The sequence below is a fragment of the Streptomyces sp. NPDC059787 genome (assembly GCF_042732315.1).
Classification (GTDB): domain Bacteria; phylum Actinomycetota; class Actinomycetes; order Streptomycetales; family Streptomycetaceae; genus Streptomyces; species Streptomyces atrovirens.
Window position 1 is genome coordinate 1 of the sequence record NZ_JBHWHX010000007.1, and the last position, 16,438, is coordinate 16,438.

Genomic DNA, 16,438 nt, shown 5'->3' on the forward strand with positions numbered 1-16,438 from the left:
GGGGACGGGGGTCACGGGGTCTCCCCGGACTCGACGCCGCGCCGCCGCTCGGGGGCGGCGTCCGACGGGGCCCCGGCGTCCGGCGCGAGGCCGGCGTCCGGCACGGGGCCGGCGTCCGACGGAGCCCCGGCACCCGGCGCGAGGCCGGCGTCCGGCACGGGGCCGGCGTCCGACGGAGCCCCGGCACCCGGCGCGAGGCCGGCGTCCGGCGCGAGGCCGGCGTCCGACGGAGTCCCGGCACCCGGCGCGAGGCCGGCACCCGGCGCTGGGTCCGTGTTCAGGCGGAGACGGCAGGCGCCCGGTTCGGCGAAGGGCAGGAGTTCGATCTCCTGGGAGTTCTCGCCCAGGGCGCCGAGGGCGGCCCGGGCCAGTCCTTCGTGGACGCCGCAGATGACGCCGGGATGCTCGCGGGCCGTCTCGACGAAGGGGCAGCGCGGCAGCCGTACTTCGCGCGCCTCCGCGTCGGCCTCCGGGGCGAAGCCGATCTCCCCGAGGAGGTCCAGCAGCCGTTCCCGCGCCTCCCCCGGGTCCGCCGACGGCTCCTGCCCGGCGGTCAGGACGCGCCCCCAGTCCTCGCCCGCCGCGAGGGCGTCCCCGCGCGGATCGGCGCTGGTACGGGCGATCCGCGCGGCCAGTACGGCGGCGAGCCCCGCGTACTCCCGCGCGGGGGACTCCTGCGGCGGGCGGGCCCGGTAGCGCCAGGCGGGACGGCCGCGCCCGGCGGGGGCGGACCGCTCGCGGGCGGCCAGACCGTCGTCCACCAGGGCGTCCAGGTGCTCGCGGACGGTGTTGACGTGCAGCGCGCACACCTGGGCGAGCGCGGTGGCGGTGACGGGACCGGCCTGTCCGCGCAGGTACTGCAGGACACCGCTCCGCTGCCGGGACAGCGGGACACGGTGCGATCCGCTGCCGGGAAGCGGTCCGTTATTTTCCACGGTCATGTCCGTACTATATTGCAGGCATTCGGCCCGCACCGTTCGGACGGGTCGTCGACGGCTGGAAGGAACGGCCCCCTGATGAGCACTCTGACCCTCGCATCGGACCCCGAGGACGCGGCGGCCGTCGAAGCCGTCGAGGCGCACCACGCCCAGCTGGCCGGTGAGCTGGCCGGACGGGTGGCCATGCTGGTCGCCGCGGCGGACCGCGACCCGGCCTCGGCCGACGAGGTCCGCGCCGGACTGGTCGCCTTCTGCGACCGGGACCTGCTCCCGCACGCGGTCGCCGAGGAAGGCACCCTCTACGCCGCCGCCCGCGACCTGCCCGAGGCCCGTCTCCTCGTCGACGGCATGCTCGCCGAGCACCGCAGGCTCACCGCCCTGGTCGACGCGGTGCGCGAGGCCGGCTCCGCCGTACGGGCGGCGGCCGACGGCCGGGCCCTGCAGGTCCTGTTCGAGGAGCACCTGGGCAAGGAGAACGACCTCGTCCTGCCGCTGCTCGCCGGTGCCCCGGACATCTCGCTGGCCGATCTGCTGGGCGGCATGCACGAACTGCTCGGCGGCGGCGAGGAGAGCGCGGGCGAGTCCGCGGGCGGCGGCTGCGGCGGCACGTGCGACTGCGGCGGATCGGACGACGTGGAGGTGCCCGAACTCGACGTCCGGGAAGTCCCGCACGCGCTGCGGCACGCCACGGTCTTCGGCGCGCTCGGTGCCGTACCGGCCGGGCGGGCCATGGTGCTCGTGGCACCGCACGACCCGCTGCCGCTGCTGCGGCAGATCGAGGACCGGCACCCCGGTGTCTTCGCGGTGGACTACCGGCAGCGCGGCCCGGAGGCGTGGCGCCTGCTGCTCACCCGCCGCTGAACTCCCCTGCCGGCCCCGGACGTTCCGGGTTTCAATCGCCCTTTCGGGGCCAGTCGGAGAGTATGTCCCCTCGATATCGCACTGGTTCCAACTCCGCAGGGACGGTCATCGCGGTGATCGCGGACATCATGGCCGTCATCCTCGGACTCTGGATTCTGATGTACCTGCTGGACGCCAACCGGGGCAACGACCTGGTGCAGTTCGTCCACGACGCGGCCAACTGGCTGGCCACCTGGTCACGCGACCTCTTCACGTTCGACGAGGCCTGGGCCCGCGTGGTCGCCGGCTACGGACTCGCCGCCGTCGTCTACCTCTTCATCGGCCACGCCATCGCGGGCCGCCTCCGCCGGTACTGAGCCGCCCCCAGCCCCGGACCCCACCCCTCACTGGTCACGTGACCCGGGGGTCTGGGGGGCACCCCCAGTGAACACAGCACCTTCGACGAGGCCCCGGCCGGCTCAGGTGAGGGAACAGCAGTCCGGGTCCAGGCCCCTGGGCAGGTGGTCGCCGCCGAACACCGCGCAGGTGGCCTCGTGGCCGCCGAGGGCGGCGACCGCCAGGAGCAGTGAGCCGGCGGTCCAGGTGGTCAGTTCGCGCGGCCAGATCGCGTCGTCGTCGAAGACGTAGCCCGTCCAGTACAGGCCGGTCTCCGGATCGCGCAGGTGCTGGATCGACTGGAGCACCTCCAGCGCGCGGTCGGACTCGCCCATCGCCCAGAGGGCCAGGGCGAGTTCGGCCGACTCGCCGCCGGTCACCCACGGGTTGGGCACCACGCAGCGCACCCCGAGTCCGGGGACGACGAAACGGTCCCAGCCCTCCTCGACACGGGCCTTGGCCTCCGCGCCGGTGAGCGCGCCGCCGAGCACCGGGTAGTACCAGTCCATGGAGTAGCGGTCCTTGTCCAGGAACCGCTCCGGGTGGTGCCGGATCGCGTGCCGCAGCGCGCCCGCCGCCAACTCCCAGTCCGGCTGCGGCTCTTCGCGCTGCTCGGCGATGGCGAGCGCGCAGCGCAGCGCGTGGTGGACGGACGAGGAGCCGGTGAGCAGCGCGTCCGCGGTGGGCGTGCCGTCGTCGTCGCGCCGCCAGCCGATCTGCCCGCCGGGCTGCTGCAGCCGCAGCACGAACTCCACCGCCGCGCACACCACGGGCCACATGCGGTCCAGGAACGTGTCGTCGCCGGTGGAGAGGTAGTGGTGCCACACCCCGACCGCGATGTAGGCGACGAAGTTGGTCTCCCGGCCCCGGTCGGTGACGTCGAGCGGGTCGCCGTCGGCGTAGGCCGCGTACCAGGAGCCGTCCGCCAACTGGTGCCGGGCCAGCCACAGATAGGCCCGTTCGGCGGCGTCGTGCTCGCCCGCCGTGTCCAGGGCCATCGCGGCCTCGACGTGGTCCCACGGGTCGAGGTGGTGCCCCCGGAACCACGGGATCGCCCCGTCCTCCCGCTGCACCGCGAGGATGCCGGCGACGGTCGCGGCGGCCTGGCCGGCCGTGAGGACCCCGGGCAGGACCAGGTGTTCGGTCCGGGGGGTCGTCACGTGGCGTCCGCCTCGGCCCCGGCCGCGGCGCGCGGCAGGTGCGGCTTGGTCGCGTACGCCACGAAGCTCTTGCCGATCAGCGGGTTCAGCGCCTGCTCCGCGACCCGGGTGGCCAGCGGCTTCTTCATGATGTCCCAGACCAGCAGCTTGTGGTACGCCCGTACCGGCAGCGCCTTGTCGTTGTCCACGCCGAACGCGCACTTCAGCCACCAGTACGGCGAGTGCAGCGCGTGCGCGTGATGCGTGCCGTACGGACGCAGGCCCGCCCCGCGGATCTTCGCCAGCAGTTCGTCCGCCTTGTAGATGCGGATGTGGCCGCCCTCGACCTCGTGGTAGGCGTCGGACAGCGACCAGCACACCTTCTCCGGGCCGTAGCGCGGCACGGTGATGGCGATCCGGCCGCCGGGCTTGAGCACGCGCACCATCTCGGCGAGGACGCCCTTGTCGTCCGGGATGTGCTCCATCACCTCGGAGATGATGACGACGTCGAAGGACTCGTCGGGGAAGGGCAGGGCGAGGGCGTCGCCCTCCATGGCGGTGGCGGTGGCCCCGGCGGGTGCCTCCCCGGCCTCCTTCATCGCCGCGAACCACTTGGCGACCTCGCGGATCTCCTCGCCGTTCTGGTCCAGCGCCACGACCTGCGCGCCGCGCCGGTAGCACTCGAAGGCGTGCCGGCCGGCCCCGCAGCCGAGGTCCAGGACGCGGTCGCCCGGGGCGAGCGGGAACCGGGAGAAGTCGACGGTCAGCACGTGGCCCTGCTTTCGCGGTCGGAGGTGTCGGCTGCGTGCACGGCGGCGGCCGTGTCCGTGGGGGTGTCGGGACCGGCGTCCCCGGCGACCGGGGCGTCGGGGGTCGCGGGCGCGGGGTGGTCGACGGCCCCGGTCGCGGCACGGTCCGCGGGCCGGGTCCCGGCGAGGTCGGCAGCCCGGGCACCGGAGCGGGCCGCGGCCGTGTCCCGGCCCGCACCCGCCATCGCCTCGCGGTAGCGGGCCACCGTGCCCTGGGCCGCACGCGCCCAGGTGAAGTGCCGCAGCACCCGCTCCCGTCCGGCCGCCCCGAGCCGGGCGCGCAGTTCCGGGTCGCCGAGCAGCCGGGTCAGCGCGGCGGCCAGCGCCCCCGCGTCGCCGGGCGGTACGGCGAGACACGTCTCGCCGTCGCGGCCGGCCACCTCGGGGATCGCCCCGCCGGTGGTGGCGACCAGCGGGGTGCCCGTGGCCATGGCCTCGGCGGCCGGCAGGGAGAACCCCTCGTACAGCGACGGCACGCACGCGACCTGCGCCGACCGCACGAGGTCGACGAGTTCGGCGTCCGAGATGCCCTTGACGAACTCGACGGCGCCTTCGAGGCCGTACCGCTCCACGGCCTGCGCGACGGGCCCCTCCACGGGCCGCTTGCCGACCACGACGAGGTGTGCCCCGGGCTGCTCGGCCCGCACCTTCGCCAGCGCCTCGACGAGGAAGACCAGCCCCTTCAGCGGTACGTCCGCGCTGGACGTGGTCACGATCCGGCCCGGCACGACCGGCACCGACGGATCGGGCGCGAACAGGTCGGTGTCGGCGCCGATGTGGACGACGTGGACACGGTCCTGCCGTACGCCGAGATCGTCGACGATCTCCTGGCGGGAGCTGCCGGAGACGGTGAGCACGGACGGCAGGCGGCGCGCCACCCTCTTCTGCATCCGCGTGAAGGCGTACCAGCGGCGCACCGAGTAGCGCCGCTGCCAGTTCTCGGCGGCGTCCAGCTCCAGCCGCCGGTCGACGGTGATGGGGTGGTGGATGGTGGTCACCAGGGGGGCGCCGAGGTCGCCGAGCAGGCCGTAGCCGAGGGTCTGGTTGTCGTGGACGACGTCGAAGTCGCCGCGGCGGGCGCGCAGATGGCGGCGGGCGCGCAGGGAGAACGTCAGCGGCTCGGGGAAGCCGCCGGTCCACATCGTGCCGACCTCGAGCGCGTCGATCCAGTCCCGGTACTCGTCGCGCTTCGGAGTGCGGAAGGGGTCCGGCTGGCGGTAGAGGTCGAGGCTGGGCAGTTCGGTGAGGGTGGGGCCGCCGCGGTCCTCGCCGCGGTCCTCGTCGTGGATCTCGTCGTGGATCTCATCGAGGACGGGGTACGGCTGGGCGCCGATGACCTCGACGCGGTGTCCGAGGCGGGCGAGTTCGCGGGAGAGGTGGCGTACGTAGACGCCCTGCCCGCCGCAGAACGGGTTTCCCTTATAGGTGAGGAGTGCGATGCGGAGCGGTCGCAAGCCGTCGGATGCGGGCCCCCGCGAGGGCCCGGCCTGACTGGCCTCAGCGGTCACTCTGGGCCCCCTTCTCCCTGCACTGTCCCGCGAGATTACGCCGGGACGCTGATCTAGAACAAGTTTCAGAGTTGATCGTTCGGAGGATCCGAATCTACCGGCAGGTAGGGGTACTGGGAGCAGTGGATCAGGTGATTCACGCCACGACGGACGACATGCCATGCTGTCTGATCATCCACCCTCACCGACTGTCACGGACGGGACCCATGCCTGCGGAAGCCAACAGGGACAAGGCGGCCAGGGCAGCCACAACGGACAAGGCGGGCAAGGCGGCGGGGCCCGGCACCGCGCGGCCCGCCCCGGCCTCGCCGCTCACCGAGCGCCAGGAGGCGCGGCGCCGCCGCATCCTGCGGGCGTGCGCGCAGCTGGCCTGCCGGGGCGGTTTCGACGCGGTGCAGATGCGCGAGGTCGCGGAGTCCTCGCAGGTGGCGCTCGGCACGCTGTACCGCTACTTCCCGTCCAAGATCCATCTCCTGGTCGCGACCATGCAGGACCAGCTGGAGACCCTGCACGGCACGCTGGGGAGGAAGCCGCCGGCCGGCGAGACCCCGGCCGAGCGGGTCGCGGAGACCCTGATGCGGGCCTTCCGCGCGCTCCAGCGGGAGCCGCACCTGGCCGACGCGATGGTGCGCGCCCTGACGTTCGCGGACCGCAGTGCGAGTCCGGAGGTCGACCAGGTCTCCCGGCAGACCACGACGATCATCCTGGACGCCATGGAGCTCACCGATCCCACACCCGAGCAGCTCTCGGCCGTCCGGGTCATCGAGCACACCTGGCACTCGGCCCTGATCACCTGGCTCTCGGGCCGCGCCTCCATCGCCCAGGTCAGGATCGACATAGAGACGGCGTGCCGTCTGATGGATCTGACGGCCCCGAAGGGCCCGAGGACCACGGACGACCACTGACGCCCACCGGTAATCACCGGCGAAACTTTCGACACCTTTCCGTCCACGCTGGTAGCGGGCTTTCACTTCACGCACCCTCGTACGCCGACGACTCCCGCCCTGTGCGAATGATTGACCACCTCCCCCGTGGCCCGTATCGTCTCCGCAGCAATTCGGAGCCGAGTCCGAAACTTTCGTTCGACCGCACGGCAGCAATCCCGCCCACCCGTGACACGGGACCCACCGGAGAAGGGATGACATGCGCATGATCAGGAAGCGAACGAGAACGAGAGCCGGAGGCGGCACCCCCGCGCACGGCCGGCTGCGCGCCGTCCTCGGCGCCACCACCACCGCCCTGCTCACCGTCACCGCGCTCGCCGCCCTCCCCCAGACCACCGCCCACGCCGCCGGCACCCTGGGCGCGGCGGCGGCCGAGAAGGGCCGCTACTTCGGCGCCGCCGTCGCCGCGAACCACCTGGGCGAGGCGCAGTACGCCGCCACGCTGAACCGCGAGTTCAGCTCGGTGACGCCCGAGAACGAGATGAAGTGGGACGCCGTCGAGCCGAACCGCGGCTCCTTCAGCTTCAGCCGCGCCGACCAGATCGTGAACCACGCCCGGAGCCAGGGCATGGACGTCCGCGGCCACACCCTGGTCTGGCACTCCCAGCTGCCCGGCTGGGTCTCCGGACTCGGCGCGAGCGACCTCCGGTCGGCCATGAACAACCACATCACCCAGGTCATGACCCACTACAAGGGCGAGATCCACTCCTGGGACGTGGTCAACGAGGCGTTCCAGGACGGCGGCAGCGGCGCCCGGCGCAGCTCGCCCTTCCAGGACAAGCTCGGCAACGGCTTCATCGAGGAGGCCTTCCGCACGGCCCGCGCGACCGACCCGGCCGCCAAGCTCTGCTACAACGACTACAACACCGACGGCGTCAACGCGAAGAGCAACGCCGTCTACGACATGGTCAAGGACTTCAAGTCCCGTGGCGTGCCGATCGACTGCGTCGGCTTCCAGTCCCACTTCAACCCCAACTCCCCCGTCCCCTCCGACTACCGGGCCAACCTCCAGCGCTTCGCCGACCTCGGGGTCGACGTGCAGATCACCGAGCTGGACATCGAGGGCTCGGGCCAGGCGCAGGCCACCAACTACGGCAACGTCGTACGGGCCTGCCTCGCGGTGACGCGCTGCACCGGCATCACGGTGTGGGGCATCCCGGACAAGTACTCGTGGCGGTCGAGCGGCACTCCCCTGCTGTTCGATGACAACTACAACAAGAAGCCCGCGTACGACGCGGCGCTGAGCGCCCTGGGCGGCACCACCGACCCCGACGACCCGGACGACCCCGACGACCCGGGCACCCCGGGTGCCGGCTGCACCGCCACCTACACCACGGCGGAGCAGTGGGGCAGCGGCTACAACGGCAAGGTGACGATCACGGCGGGCAGCTCGCCGATCACCGGCTGGAGCGTGGACGTCACCATGACGTCCCCGCAGAAGGTCCTCTCCGTCTGGAACGGCTCACCCACCTGGGACAGCAGCGGCAACGTCATGACGGTGCGCCCCAGTTGGAACGGCTCGCTCGCGGCCGGGGCCTCGACCAGCTTCGGCTTCACCGTGAGCGGCGGCGCCTCGCCCCCGCCACAGGTCGGCGCCTGCACGGCTTCCTGACCCGGCCCACCCGCACCCGCGCTCCCCTTTCCGGGGGTGCGGGTGCGGTGCGCGTCCCACGATTGACGTGACCCTGCTCACCGAAGCCACCCCTGGCCCCTTCCCTACGGGCGGGTAGAGTGTCGGCGTCGTCATCACACCGTACGGGGGGAAGCCGGTGCAATTCCGGCGCTGACCCGCAACCGTGAACCGTCCGCCAGGGCGGTGAGCCGGACTGCCCCGCACGGTCCATGACCGGCTCACGTGCCCGGCGGACCCGCCGGCGCACCGGCACCGTCGAGGTATACGGAGCCGAGCCGCCGGGGTGTCCCGCGCTGCCCGGCTCCCCGCAGGGAAGAAGGCACCCGCCGATCATGAATGTTCGCCGCAGCGCAGCGGTCCTGGCCGCCGTCGCCGTGATCGGCGCCGCCACCCCGGCCGCCGCCGACACCACCCCGTCCCCGTCGCCGTCCCGGACGCTCCCCTCCGCCCTGTACGGCGACAGCGACCCGCAGTACGACGGCGTCTGGCGCCAGTCGCTCGCCCTGCTCGCCCAGCACACGGTCGGTGTCGAGCCGTCGAAGGCGGCCGTCGACTGGCTCACCGGCCAGCAGTGCGCCGACGGCTCCTTCGCCCCGTACCGCGCCGACACCGCCGAGGCGTGCGACGCGAAGACGATGGTCGACACCAACCAGACCGCCGCCGCCGTCCAGGCCCTCGCCGCGCTCGGCGGCCACGACGACGTCACGAAGAAGGCCGTCGACTGGCTGAAGTCCGCGCAGAACAAGGACGGCGGCTGGGGCTATGTGGCGGGCGGCGCCAGCGACACCAACTCCACCTCCGTCGTCGTCGGCGCGCTCGCGGCCGCCGGTGAGAAGCCGGCCGAGGTGAAGAAGGACGGCAAGTCCCCCTACGACGCCCTGCTGAAGCTGGCGCTGCCCTGCGAGGGCGACGGCGCGGGCGCGTTCGCCTTCCAGCCGGACAAGAAGGGCGAACTGGTCGCCAACGCGGACGCGACGGCGGCGGGCGTGCTCGGCTCGCTCGGTGCGGGCCTGGTCGTCGAGCCCGGCAAGGACGGCGCCGGGGAAGCGGCGTGCGAGAAGGCCGACGGCCCCGAGCAGGCCGCCGCCAACGGTGCCGCGTACCTCACCGACGCCCTCGCCGAGGACGGCCACCTCACCTCCGCCCTCGCCGGCGCCGAGGACCAGCCCGACTACGGCAACACCGCCGACGCGGTGGTCGCGCTCGCCGCACAGGGCGCCGGCGAGCAGGCCGGGAAGTCCCTGTCCTGGCTGGAGAAGAACGCCGCCGGCTGGGCGGCCCAGGGCGGCCCCGCCGCCTACGCCCAGCTGATCTTCGCCGCCCACGCGGCCGGAGCCGACCCGCGCGCCTTCGGCGGCACGGACCTGGTGAAGCAGCTCGGCGCGACCGGCCCGGCCGCCGAGAAGACCACGGAGGCCAAGGCGGACGAGAAGAAGGACGAGTCCGAGTCCGGATCGGACTCCGGCTTCGGTGTCTGGTGGTTCGTCGGCGTCTGCCTGGTCGCCGGCATCGGCATCGGCTTCCTGATCAGCGGCCGTACGAAGCGGCAGCAGCCGTGATCCGCCGGGCCACCGTCCTGTTCCTGGCCGCGCTCCTGCCCCTGTCGGCGGGCGCGGGCCAGGCGCAGGCCGCCGGCTACCGCTACTGGTCGTTCTGGGAGCAGGACGGCACGGCATGGACGTACGCCGACCAGGGCCCGTCCCTCGCCCGCCCCGCCGACGGCGACGTCCACGGCTTCCGCTTCTCCGTCAGCGAGAACTCCGCCGACGCGACGAAGCCGCGTGGCACCGCCGACTTCGACACCATCTGCGCACAGACCCCGGCGGCCGACGGCAGGAAACGCGTGGCCCTGGTCATCGACTTCGGCACCCCCGCCGACGCCCCGTCCGGCGAGACCCCGCCGGCCGGCCGCACGGCCTGCGCCCAGGTCCCCGAGGACGCCACCACGGCCGAGGCCCTGGCCTCGGTGGCCGAACCCCTCCGCTACGACACCAACGCCCTGCTCTGCGCGATAGCGGGCTACCCGGAGAAGGGCTGCGGAGAGCAGGTCTCGGCGGAGAAGGCCCCCGCCTCCACAGAGGAAAAGCCCGAGCCGGACGACTCGGGCGGCCCGTCGGTGGGCCTGACAGCCGGAATCGCCGTGGTGGCCCTCCTCGGAGCAGCAGCCATCTGGCAGGCCCGCCGCCGTGCGTAACGCACCCGGCTGCGGGCAATCGTGCCCGCCCGGCTGCGGGCAATCGTGCCGCTGGGGCGGCACGGGTGGGCGCGGCGGCACCCCGCGAACGCCGGGCCGCGCAACACCCCCCGCCCAGCGACAGCACCGGCACCGCACCCACCTCCACCCCGGCGCCTGGTGGCTCTGGTCCCTCTCCCTCGGCACAGCCGCCACCCGCACCACCAACCCCCTCCTCCTCACCCTCCTCATCACCGTCTCCGCCTACGTCGTGGCGACCCGCCGCCCCCACACCCCCTGGTCCCGCTCCTACGGCGCCTTCCTCAAACTCGCCCTCGCCGTCATCCTCATCCGCCTCACCTTCGCCGTGGTCCTCGGCTCCCCCATCCCCGGCACACACACGCTCATCCACCTCCCCGAAATGCCCCTCCCCCACTGGGCCCAGGGCATCCGCCTCGGCGGCAAGGTCACCGCCGAAGCCCTCGCCTTCGCCCTGTACGACGCCCTCCGTCTCGCCACCCTCCTCATCTGCGTGGGCGCCGCGAACGCCCTCGCCAACCCCTCCCGCCTCCTCAAATCCCTCCCCGGCGCCCTGTACGAACTCGGTGTGGCCGTCGTCGTCGCCCTCACCTTCGCGCCCCACCTCGTCGCCGACGTCCAGCGCCTGCGCGCCGCCCGCCGGCTGCGGGGCCGGCACGACAAGGGCATACGCGGCCTGCTCCAGGTCGGACTCCCGGTCCTGGAGGGCGCGTTGGAGCGCTCGGTCGCCCTCGCCGCCGCGATGGACGCCCGCGGATACGGCCGTACCGCCCAGGTGCCTCCCGCCGTCCGCCGTACCACCGCCGCCCTCACCCTCGGCGGTCTGCTCGGCGTCTGCGCCGGCACGTACGGACTGCTCACCGCCGAGGGCGGCACCTACGGCCTGCCCGTCCTCCTCACCGGTGTCGCCGCCGCCCTCGCGGGCCTGTGGCTCGGCGGCCGGCGCACCCTGCGCACCCGCTACCGCCCGGACCCGTGGGACGCCAGAGCCTGGCTGGTCACGGCGTCCGGAGTCGCCGTAGCGACCCTCCTGACCCTCGCCGCCTCCCGCGACCCGGCGGCCCTGCACCCCGGCGTGGTCCCGCTCGTCGCGCCCACGCTCCCCCTGTGGCCGGCGGCGGCCGTCCTGATCGGCCTGCTCCCCGCTCTCATCACCCCCGCCCCCGAGGCGGCCACGGACACCCGCAAGGAGCCGACGACGTGATCCGCTTCGAGAACGTGTCGGTGACGTACGACGGAACGGCCGAACCCGCCGTCCACGGCGTCGACTTCGAGGTCCCCGAGGGTGAACTGGTGCTCCTCGTCGGCCCGTCCGGCGTCGGCAAGTCGACGGTGCTGGGCGCGGTGAGCGGCCTGGTCCCGCACTTCACCGGCGGCACCCTGCACGGCAGGGTCACGGTCGCCGGCCGCGACACCCGTACCCACAAGCCGCGCGAACTCGCCGACGTCGTGGGGACGGTGGGCCAGGACCCGCTCTCCCACTTCGTGACGGACACGGTGGAGGACGAACTCGCCTACGGCATGGAGTCGTTGGGCCTCCCTCCGGCCGTGATGCGCCGCAGGGTGGAGGAGACCCTGGACCTCCTCGGCCTCGCCGGTCTCCGCGACCGCCCCATCGCCACCCTCTCCGGCGGCCAGCAGCAGCGCGTGGCGATCGGCTCGGTCCTCACCCCGCACCCCCGGGTCCTGGTCCTCGACGAACCGACCTCCGCACTCGACCCCGCGGCGGCCGAGGAGGTCCTCGCGGTCCTCCAGCGCCTGGTCCACGACCTCGGCACCACCGTCCTCATGGCCGAGCACCGCCTGGAACGCGTCATCCAGTACGCCGACCAGGTGGCCCTGCTGCCGGGCCCCGGCGAACGGCCGTGGCTCGGCGCCCCGTCGGAGGTGATGGCGGTCTCCCCCGTCCACCCCCCGGTGGTCGGCCTGGGCCGCCTCGCCGGCTGGTCCCCCCTCCCCCTGACGGTCCGCGACGCCCGACGCAAGGCGGGCCCGTTGCGCGACCGCCTCGCCGGCGGACGACCGCCCGCACAGGCACCCGGGCCGAAGCCGGCACCCGCCCCCAGGCGTTTGTTCCCGCGCAGGAAGCACGACACGCCCGCCCCCGTTCATGTGGCCGAGGTCCGCTCCCTGGCGGTCCGCCGCGACCGTGTCCAGGCCCTGCGCGGGGTCGACCTGACCGTCGCCCCCGGCGAGACGATCGCCCTGATGGGCCGCAACGGCGCCGGGAAGTCGACGCTGCTCAGCGCGCTCGTGGGCCTGGTCGCCCCCTCCTCGGGCTCGGTCCGCACCGGCGGCGCGGTCCCCCACCGCACCCGCCCCCGCGACCTGGTCCGCCGCGTCGGCCTGGTCCCGCAGGAACCCCGCGACCTCCTGTACGCCGACACGGTCGCGGCGGAGTGCGCGGCCGCCGACGAGGACGCGGGCGCCGAGCCGGGCACCTGCCGCGCCCTGCTGACGGAGCTGCTCCCCTCGGTGGCCGACGACACCCACCCCCGCGACCTGTCGGAGGGCCAGCGCCTGACCCTCGCCCTGGCGGTCGTCCTGACCGCGCGCCCGCCCCTGCTCCTCCTCGACGAGCCGACCCGCGGTCTGGACTACGCGGCGAAGGCCCGCCTGGTGACGATCCTGCGCGGGCTGGCCGCCGAGGGCCACGCGATCGTCATGGCCACGCACGACGTGGAACTGGCGGCGGAACTCGCCCACCGGGTGGTCCTGCTCGCCGAGGGCGAGGTGATCGCGGACGGCCCGGCGGCGGAGGTGGTCGTGACGTCCCCGTCCTTCGCCCCGCAGGTGGCGAAGGTCCTCGCCCCGCAGCACTGGCTCACGGTCTCCCAGGTCCGGGAGGCGCTGCGATGACCGCCGCCGGAAGCACGCCCACCCAGCGCCAGACCCGGGCCGTCCGCCTGGGCCCCCGCTCCTGGGCGGCCCTCGCCCTGGTCAGCGCGGTGGGCGTGGCAGGCGTCGGCTGGCCCTTCCTCGCCCCGCCCGACTCCTCCGTGAACGCCCACGCCCAGGACGCGCCGTGGCTCTTCGCGGGCCTCCTCGTCCTGCTGGTGGCGGTCGTGGCGGCGACGATCTCGGAATCGGGCCTGGGCCCGAAGTCGGTGGCGATGCTCGGCGTCCTCGCGGCGACGGGCGCGGCCCTGCGCCCCATCGGCGCGGGCACGGCCGGCCTGGAGCCCATGTTCTTCCTCATGGTCCTCAGCGGCCGGGTCCTCGGGCCGGGCTTCGGCTTCGTCCTCGGCTCGGTGACGATGTTCGCGTCCGCCCTGCTCACCGGCGGTGTCGGCCCCTGGCTGCCGTTCCAGATGCTGTCCATGGGCTGGTTCACGATGGGCGCGGCCCTGCTGCCGGGCGCCGACCGCCTGCGCGGGCGCGCGGAGCTCTGCCTGCTCGCCGTCTACGGCTTCCTGGCGGCCTTCGCCTACGGCACGGTGATGAACATGGCGGGCTGGCCCTTCATGTCCGCCCTGGCCTCGAACATCTCCTTCGACCCGGACGCGTCGCTCCCCGCCAACCTGGCCCGCTTCCTGGCGTACTGCCTGGCCACGTCCCTCGGCTGGGACCTGGGCAGGGCCCTGGCCACGGTCGCCCTGACCCTCACCCTCGGCACCCCGGTCCTGAAGGCCCTGCGTCGCGCCACCCGCCGGGCGGCCTTCGAGGCGCCGGTCACATTCGAGGAGACCCCTCGGTGAGCAGCCGCTCGCGCCCCGTGAACGAGTGGGTGAAGGACCCCACATGACCCGGGTCACATACGAAGCGGGGCCGTAGCCGGGCTCCCCGCGGGCGCTGCCGCGAACACCCCCGCACCCCGTCCCCCACTGCGACCGCGCTTAGTAAAAGGGACCTTTGCGGGCAATCCCGGGATTTGTTTCCGTGGAGCGGTCGCCAGGCGCCGACGTCCCTCACGGGTCGCGGCGCCGACACATGCCCCCGCCGCACGACATCCGTACGGCACCGGGCATACGGCGACCTCCCAGCTCCCGACCGAAAGGCCGCCTGTGTCCGCCGCTTCCCTCCTCCGCACCGTCGCCACCCCGAAGAAGGCCCTCGCCGGCGCCGCCCTCGCGGCCGCCACCTGCGGCACCCTGATCGCCGCCGCGCCCGCCCAGGCCGCGACCACGACGAGCGCCTCCTCGGCCCAGGCGACCGCGAAGAAGATGATCGGCGACTCGGCCGAATTCCAGTGCTTCTCGAAGATCGTCCAGCACGAGAGCAGCTGGAACCCCCACGCCACCAACGCCTCCAGCGGCGCCTACGGCCTGGTCCAGGCCCTGCCCGCCTCCAAGATGGCCTCGGCCGGCTCCGACTGGAAGACCAACCCCGCCACCCAGATCAAGTGGGGCCTGGACTACATGAAGGACCGCTACGGCAGCGCCTGCGACGCCTGGTCCTTCTGGCAGGCCAACAACTGGTACTGACAGCCCCGCACCCCCCTATACCGAAGGCGGCGGCCCCACGATCCCCGGGGCCGCCGCCTTCGTCATCCCGTATCAGCGCCTCAGTGCTCGCAGAGGGAGAACTCCCGCTCGTAGAGCTGCTCGTTGTGTTCGGCGACGAAGAACTTGCGCTCGTGCATGAGCTGTTCGCGGTACTCCTTGGCCTGCTCCAGCGTCATGGTCGAGGTGTCGGACCACGGCTGCTGCGGCGGCACGTCGGAGGTCGAGACGATCGTCTCCGAAGGGTCGACCAGGAAGAACGCGAGGATCTTGCGGTGTCCCGGGCGGGTGGGGTCCGCGAGGCGGAACGATCCGACGCGGTGCTGCAGGATGTTCGGGAACGCCAGGCAGCGGCCCGCCGGCGTCGACGCCGATCCCAGCACCTGGTTCAGCGCGTCCTCGTTCTCCAGGCCGTAGACCTCACGCATGCCGTTGTCGTCGTTCTGTTCGTAGTCCGGGTCGTCGAGCGCCGCCCGGAAGCTCAGCCGGCTCTCGGTGATGTTCTCGCTGTCCCAGTAGTAGATGCCGGTCGAGACGATCCGCTCGTTCAGCATCCCCTCGACATGCCAGGAGCCGCCCTGGTACTCGGGCTTGTCCGGGGTGAGGTGGATGGTGGCGAGCTTGACGACGACCTGGAGACGGCGGCCGCGCAGGTCGACCCGGTCGGAGTCGTCGGGCGGCTCGGGCGGGGTGAAGGCCGGGGCGTCCGGGACGACCGGGCGGCGGTTCTCCCACCAGTCGTCCTGGGCCTTCTCCCATGCCTCGATGGCCTCTTCGTAGGCCTCGTCATCACTGAAGGAGGACTTGTCCGGGTGCTCCGGCTCCGAGTCGTACCAGCCGTAGGGATCGGCCTCGATCCGCAGGGGCCTCGGACGGCGCAGATCGGTGAGCACGTTCTCCCACAGCGGGCGGAAGCGCGCGAACACCTCCGGCAGGACGGCGGCGAGGTCGCGATGGCGCTCGGGGTGGACGTTGTTGACGTACGACCGGAAGGCGACATCGCCGTCCTCACTGACGTCGACGTCCGTGGGCAGCCACTGGAACCTCTCCGAGAACTCGTGCTTCGAGTAACTGTTCGTCGGGTTGAGCCAAGCCCGCTCGGGCGCCCCGCTCACCTCTCTCACCAGGCAGAACAGTGAGGGATGGACCAGATCGAGCACCTGGCCGCCGGATCCGGGATGCCAGTCCCGCTCCGCTTCGGGGACCTGCTCCAGCACCCGGACCGCCTCGCGCAACCGGGCCCTGAGCTTGTCGTCGACCAGTGTGTCCGACTGCCACACCCCGTCGACGGCGGACACCTCGGCGCCGGTCCGTCCGTCCCGCAGCGCGGCGTAGTGCCGGAGTTCGTCGAGCACATGGCGGACCTGCGCCTCGGTGAGCCCTTGGGCGACCGCTTCCTCCGTCCACCTGGCGACGATGCCGGCATCGTTCATCTTGTCGGACCACCCCGGCTTCTCCCGGAGATGTGCGCTGCACCGGATCATCTCGAGTTCCCGCAGCGTCCGGGGGGCCGCGAACGCTATGGAACGGGAAGCGTGAAAGGGCAGCGGAAAAGCAGACAGGCCAGGCAACTCTTC

General features: G+C 73.1%; 15 protein-coding genes and 1 riboswitch. Of the genes, 10 read left to right on the forward strand and 5 right to left on the reverse strand.

Annotated elements, in window-relative coordinates; translation table 11 throughout:
• Positions 1-11: 11 nt before the first annotated feature.
• Positions 12-941, reverse strand: a complete 930-nt coding sequence (locus ACFV5H_RS08495) for a helix-turn-helix domain-containing protein (protein ID WP_385193616.1) — start codon at positions 939-941, stop codon at positions 12-14.
• 75 nt (positions 942-1,016) lie between these two features.
• Between ACFV5H_RS08495 and ACFV5H_RS08500 the strand changes: the two genes are divergently transcribed.
• Positions 1,017-1,799, forward strand: coding sequence for a DUF2249 domain-containing protein (locus ACFV5H_RS08500; protein WP_385058327.1), 783 nt, complete (start codon positions 1,017-1,019; stop codon positions 1,797-1,799).
• Positions 1,800-1,861: 62 nt separating this feature from the next.
• On the forward strand, positions 1,862-2,155 hold the full coding sequence (locus ACFV5H_RS08505) for a hypothetical protein (protein WP_385058325.1): 294 nt from the start codon (positions 1,862-1,864) through the stop codon (positions 2,153-2,155).
• 102 nt (positions 2,156-2,257) lie between these two features.
• On the opposite strand, the gene ACFV5H_RS08510 is transcribed toward ACFV5H_RS08505, so the two are convergent.
• Genes ACFV5H_RS08510 through ACFV5H_RS08520 form a run of 3 tightly spaced genes read right to left on the reverse strand, consistent with a single transcriptional unit; the run spans position 2,258 to position 5,630 of the window.
• Positions 2,258-3,334 carry a prenyltransferase gene (locus tag ACFV5H_RS08510; protein ID WP_385058323.1) on the reverse strand — a complete coding sequence of 359 codons (1,077 nt, stop codon included), beginning with the start codon at positions 3,332-3,334 and terminating at the stop codon, positions 2,258-2,260.
• The gene (locus ACFV5H_RS08515) at positions 3,331-4,083 is read right to left on the reverse strand and encodes a class I SAM-dependent methyltransferase (protein WP_385058321.1); all 753 of its coding nucleotides are present in this window, start codon (positions 4,081-4,083) and stop codon (positions 3,331-3,333) included. Before ACFV5H_RS08515 ends, ACFV5H_RS08510 begins: the two co-directional genes overlap by 4 nt.
• On the reverse strand, positions 4,077-5,630 hold the full coding sequence (locus tag ACFV5H_RS08520) for a glycosyltransferase family 4 protein (protein WP_385193619.1): 1,554 nt from the start codon (positions 5,628-5,630) through the stop codon (positions 4,077-4,079). Before ACFV5H_RS08520 ends, ACFV5H_RS08515 begins: the two co-directional genes overlap by 7 nt.
• 206 nt (positions 5,631-5,836) lie before the next feature.
• On the opposite strand from ACFV5H_RS08520, the gene ACFV5H_RS08525 reads away from it, so the two are divergent.
• The 8 genes from ACFV5H_RS08525 (at position 5,837) to ACFV5H_RS08560 (ending at position 14,843) form a co-directional block, all read left to right on the forward strand.
• Positions 5,837-6,535, forward strand: coding sequence for a TetR family transcriptional regulator (locus ACFV5H_RS08525; RefSeq protein ID WP_385047367.1), 699 nt, complete (start codon positions 5,837-5,839; stop codon positions 6,533-6,535).
• Positions 6,536-6,779: 244 nt separating this feature from the next.
• Complete coding sequence (locus ACFV5H_RS08530; RefSeq protein ID WP_385193622.1) at positions 6,780-8,186, forward strand: endo-1,4-beta-xylanase; 1,407 nt, start codon at positions 6,780-6,782, stop codon at positions 8,184-8,186.
• Between the two features lie 101 nt (positions 8,187-8,287).
• Positions 8,288-8,427: riboswitch (cobalamin riboswitch) on the forward strand.
• Positions 8,428-8,539: 112 nt separating this feature from the next.
• Positions 8,540-9,766, forward strand: coding sequence for a prenyltransferase/squalene oxidase repeat-containing protein (locus ACFV5H_RS08535; RefSeq protein WP_385193625.1), 1,227 nt, complete (start codon positions 8,540-8,542; stop codon positions 9,764-9,766).
• Positions 9,763-10,401 (forward strand): SCO2322 family protein, encoded by a 639-nt coding sequence (locus ACFV5H_RS08540; RefSeq protein ID WP_385047359.1) that lies wholly within the window; start codon positions 9,763-9,765, stop codon positions 10,399-10,401. The genes ACFV5H_RS08535 and ACFV5H_RS08540 overlap by 4 nt, the downstream gene beginning before the upstream one ends.
• A complete protein-coding gene (locus ACFV5H_RS08545) occupies positions 10,394-11,623 on the forward strand; it encodes an energy-coupling factor transporter transmembrane component T (RefSeq protein ID WP_385047356.1) in 1,230 nt (409 codons plus the stop codon). Before ACFV5H_RS08540 ends, ACFV5H_RS08545 begins: the two co-directional genes overlap by 8 nt.
• Positions 11,620-13,278, forward strand: a complete 1,659-nt coding sequence (locus tag ACFV5H_RS08550; protein ID WP_385047353.1) for an ABC transporter ATP-binding protein — start codon at positions 11,620-11,622, stop codon at positions 13,276-13,278. The genes ACFV5H_RS08545 and ACFV5H_RS08550 overlap by 4 nt, the downstream gene beginning before the upstream one ends.
• Positions 13,275-14,117, forward strand: coding sequence for an ECF transporter S component (locus tag ACFV5H_RS08555; protein WP_385193628.1), 843 nt, complete (start codon positions 13,275-13,277; stop codon positions 14,115-14,117). Before ACFV5H_RS08550 ends, ACFV5H_RS08555 begins: the two co-directional genes overlap by 4 nt.
• 306 nt (positions 14,118-14,423) lie before the next feature.
• Positions 14,424-14,843: a lytic transglycosylase domain-containing protein gene (locus ACFV5H_RS08560; RefSeq protein WP_385047347.1), complete on the forward strand. Its 420-nt coding sequence runs from the start codon at positions 14,424-14,426 to the stop codon at positions 14,841-14,843.
• An 80-nt stretch (positions 14,844-14,923) separates the two neighbouring features.
• Here ACFV5H_RS08560 and ACFV5H_RS08565 read toward each other — a convergent pair whose 3' ends face one another.
• A complete protein-coding gene (locus ACFV5H_RS08565; protein ID WP_385193631.1) occupies positions 14,924-16,432 on the reverse strand; it encodes a DUF4246 domain-containing protein in 1,509 nt (502 codons plus the stop codon).
• Positions 16,433-16,438 lie beyond the last annotated feature (6 nt).

Bases quoted from the DNA above. Each gene is read 5' to 3' on its own strand.
- ACFV5H_RS08525 (WP_385047367.1), top strand. From the start codon at position 5,837: ATGCCTGCGGAAGCCAACAGGGACAAGGCGGCCAGGGCAGCCACAACG.
- ACFV5H_RS08505 (WP_385058325.1), top strand. From the start codon at position 1,862: ATGTCCCCTCGATATCGCACTGGTTCCAACTCCGCAGGGACGGTCATC.
- ACFV5H_RS08530 (WP_385193622.1), top strand. From the start codon at position 6,780: ATGATCAGGAAGCGAACGAGAACGAGAGCCGGAGGCGGCACCCCCGCG.
- ACFV5H_RS08500 (WP_385058327.1), top strand. From the start codon at position 1,017: ATGAGCACTCTGACCCTCGCATCGGACCCCGAGGACGCGGCGGCCGTC.
- ACFV5H_RS08555 (WP_385193628.1), top strand. From the start codon at position 13,275: ATGACCGCCGCCGGAAGCACGCCCACCCAGCGCCAGACCCGGGCCGTC.
- ACFV5H_RS08535 (WP_385193625.1), top strand. From the start codon at position 8,540: ATGAATGTTCGCCGCAGCGCAGCGGTCCTGGCCGCCGTCGCCGTGATC.
- ACFV5H_RS08495 (WP_385193616.1), bottom strand. From the start codon at position 941: ATGACCGTGGAAAATAACGGACCGCTTCCCGGCAGCGGATCGCACCGT.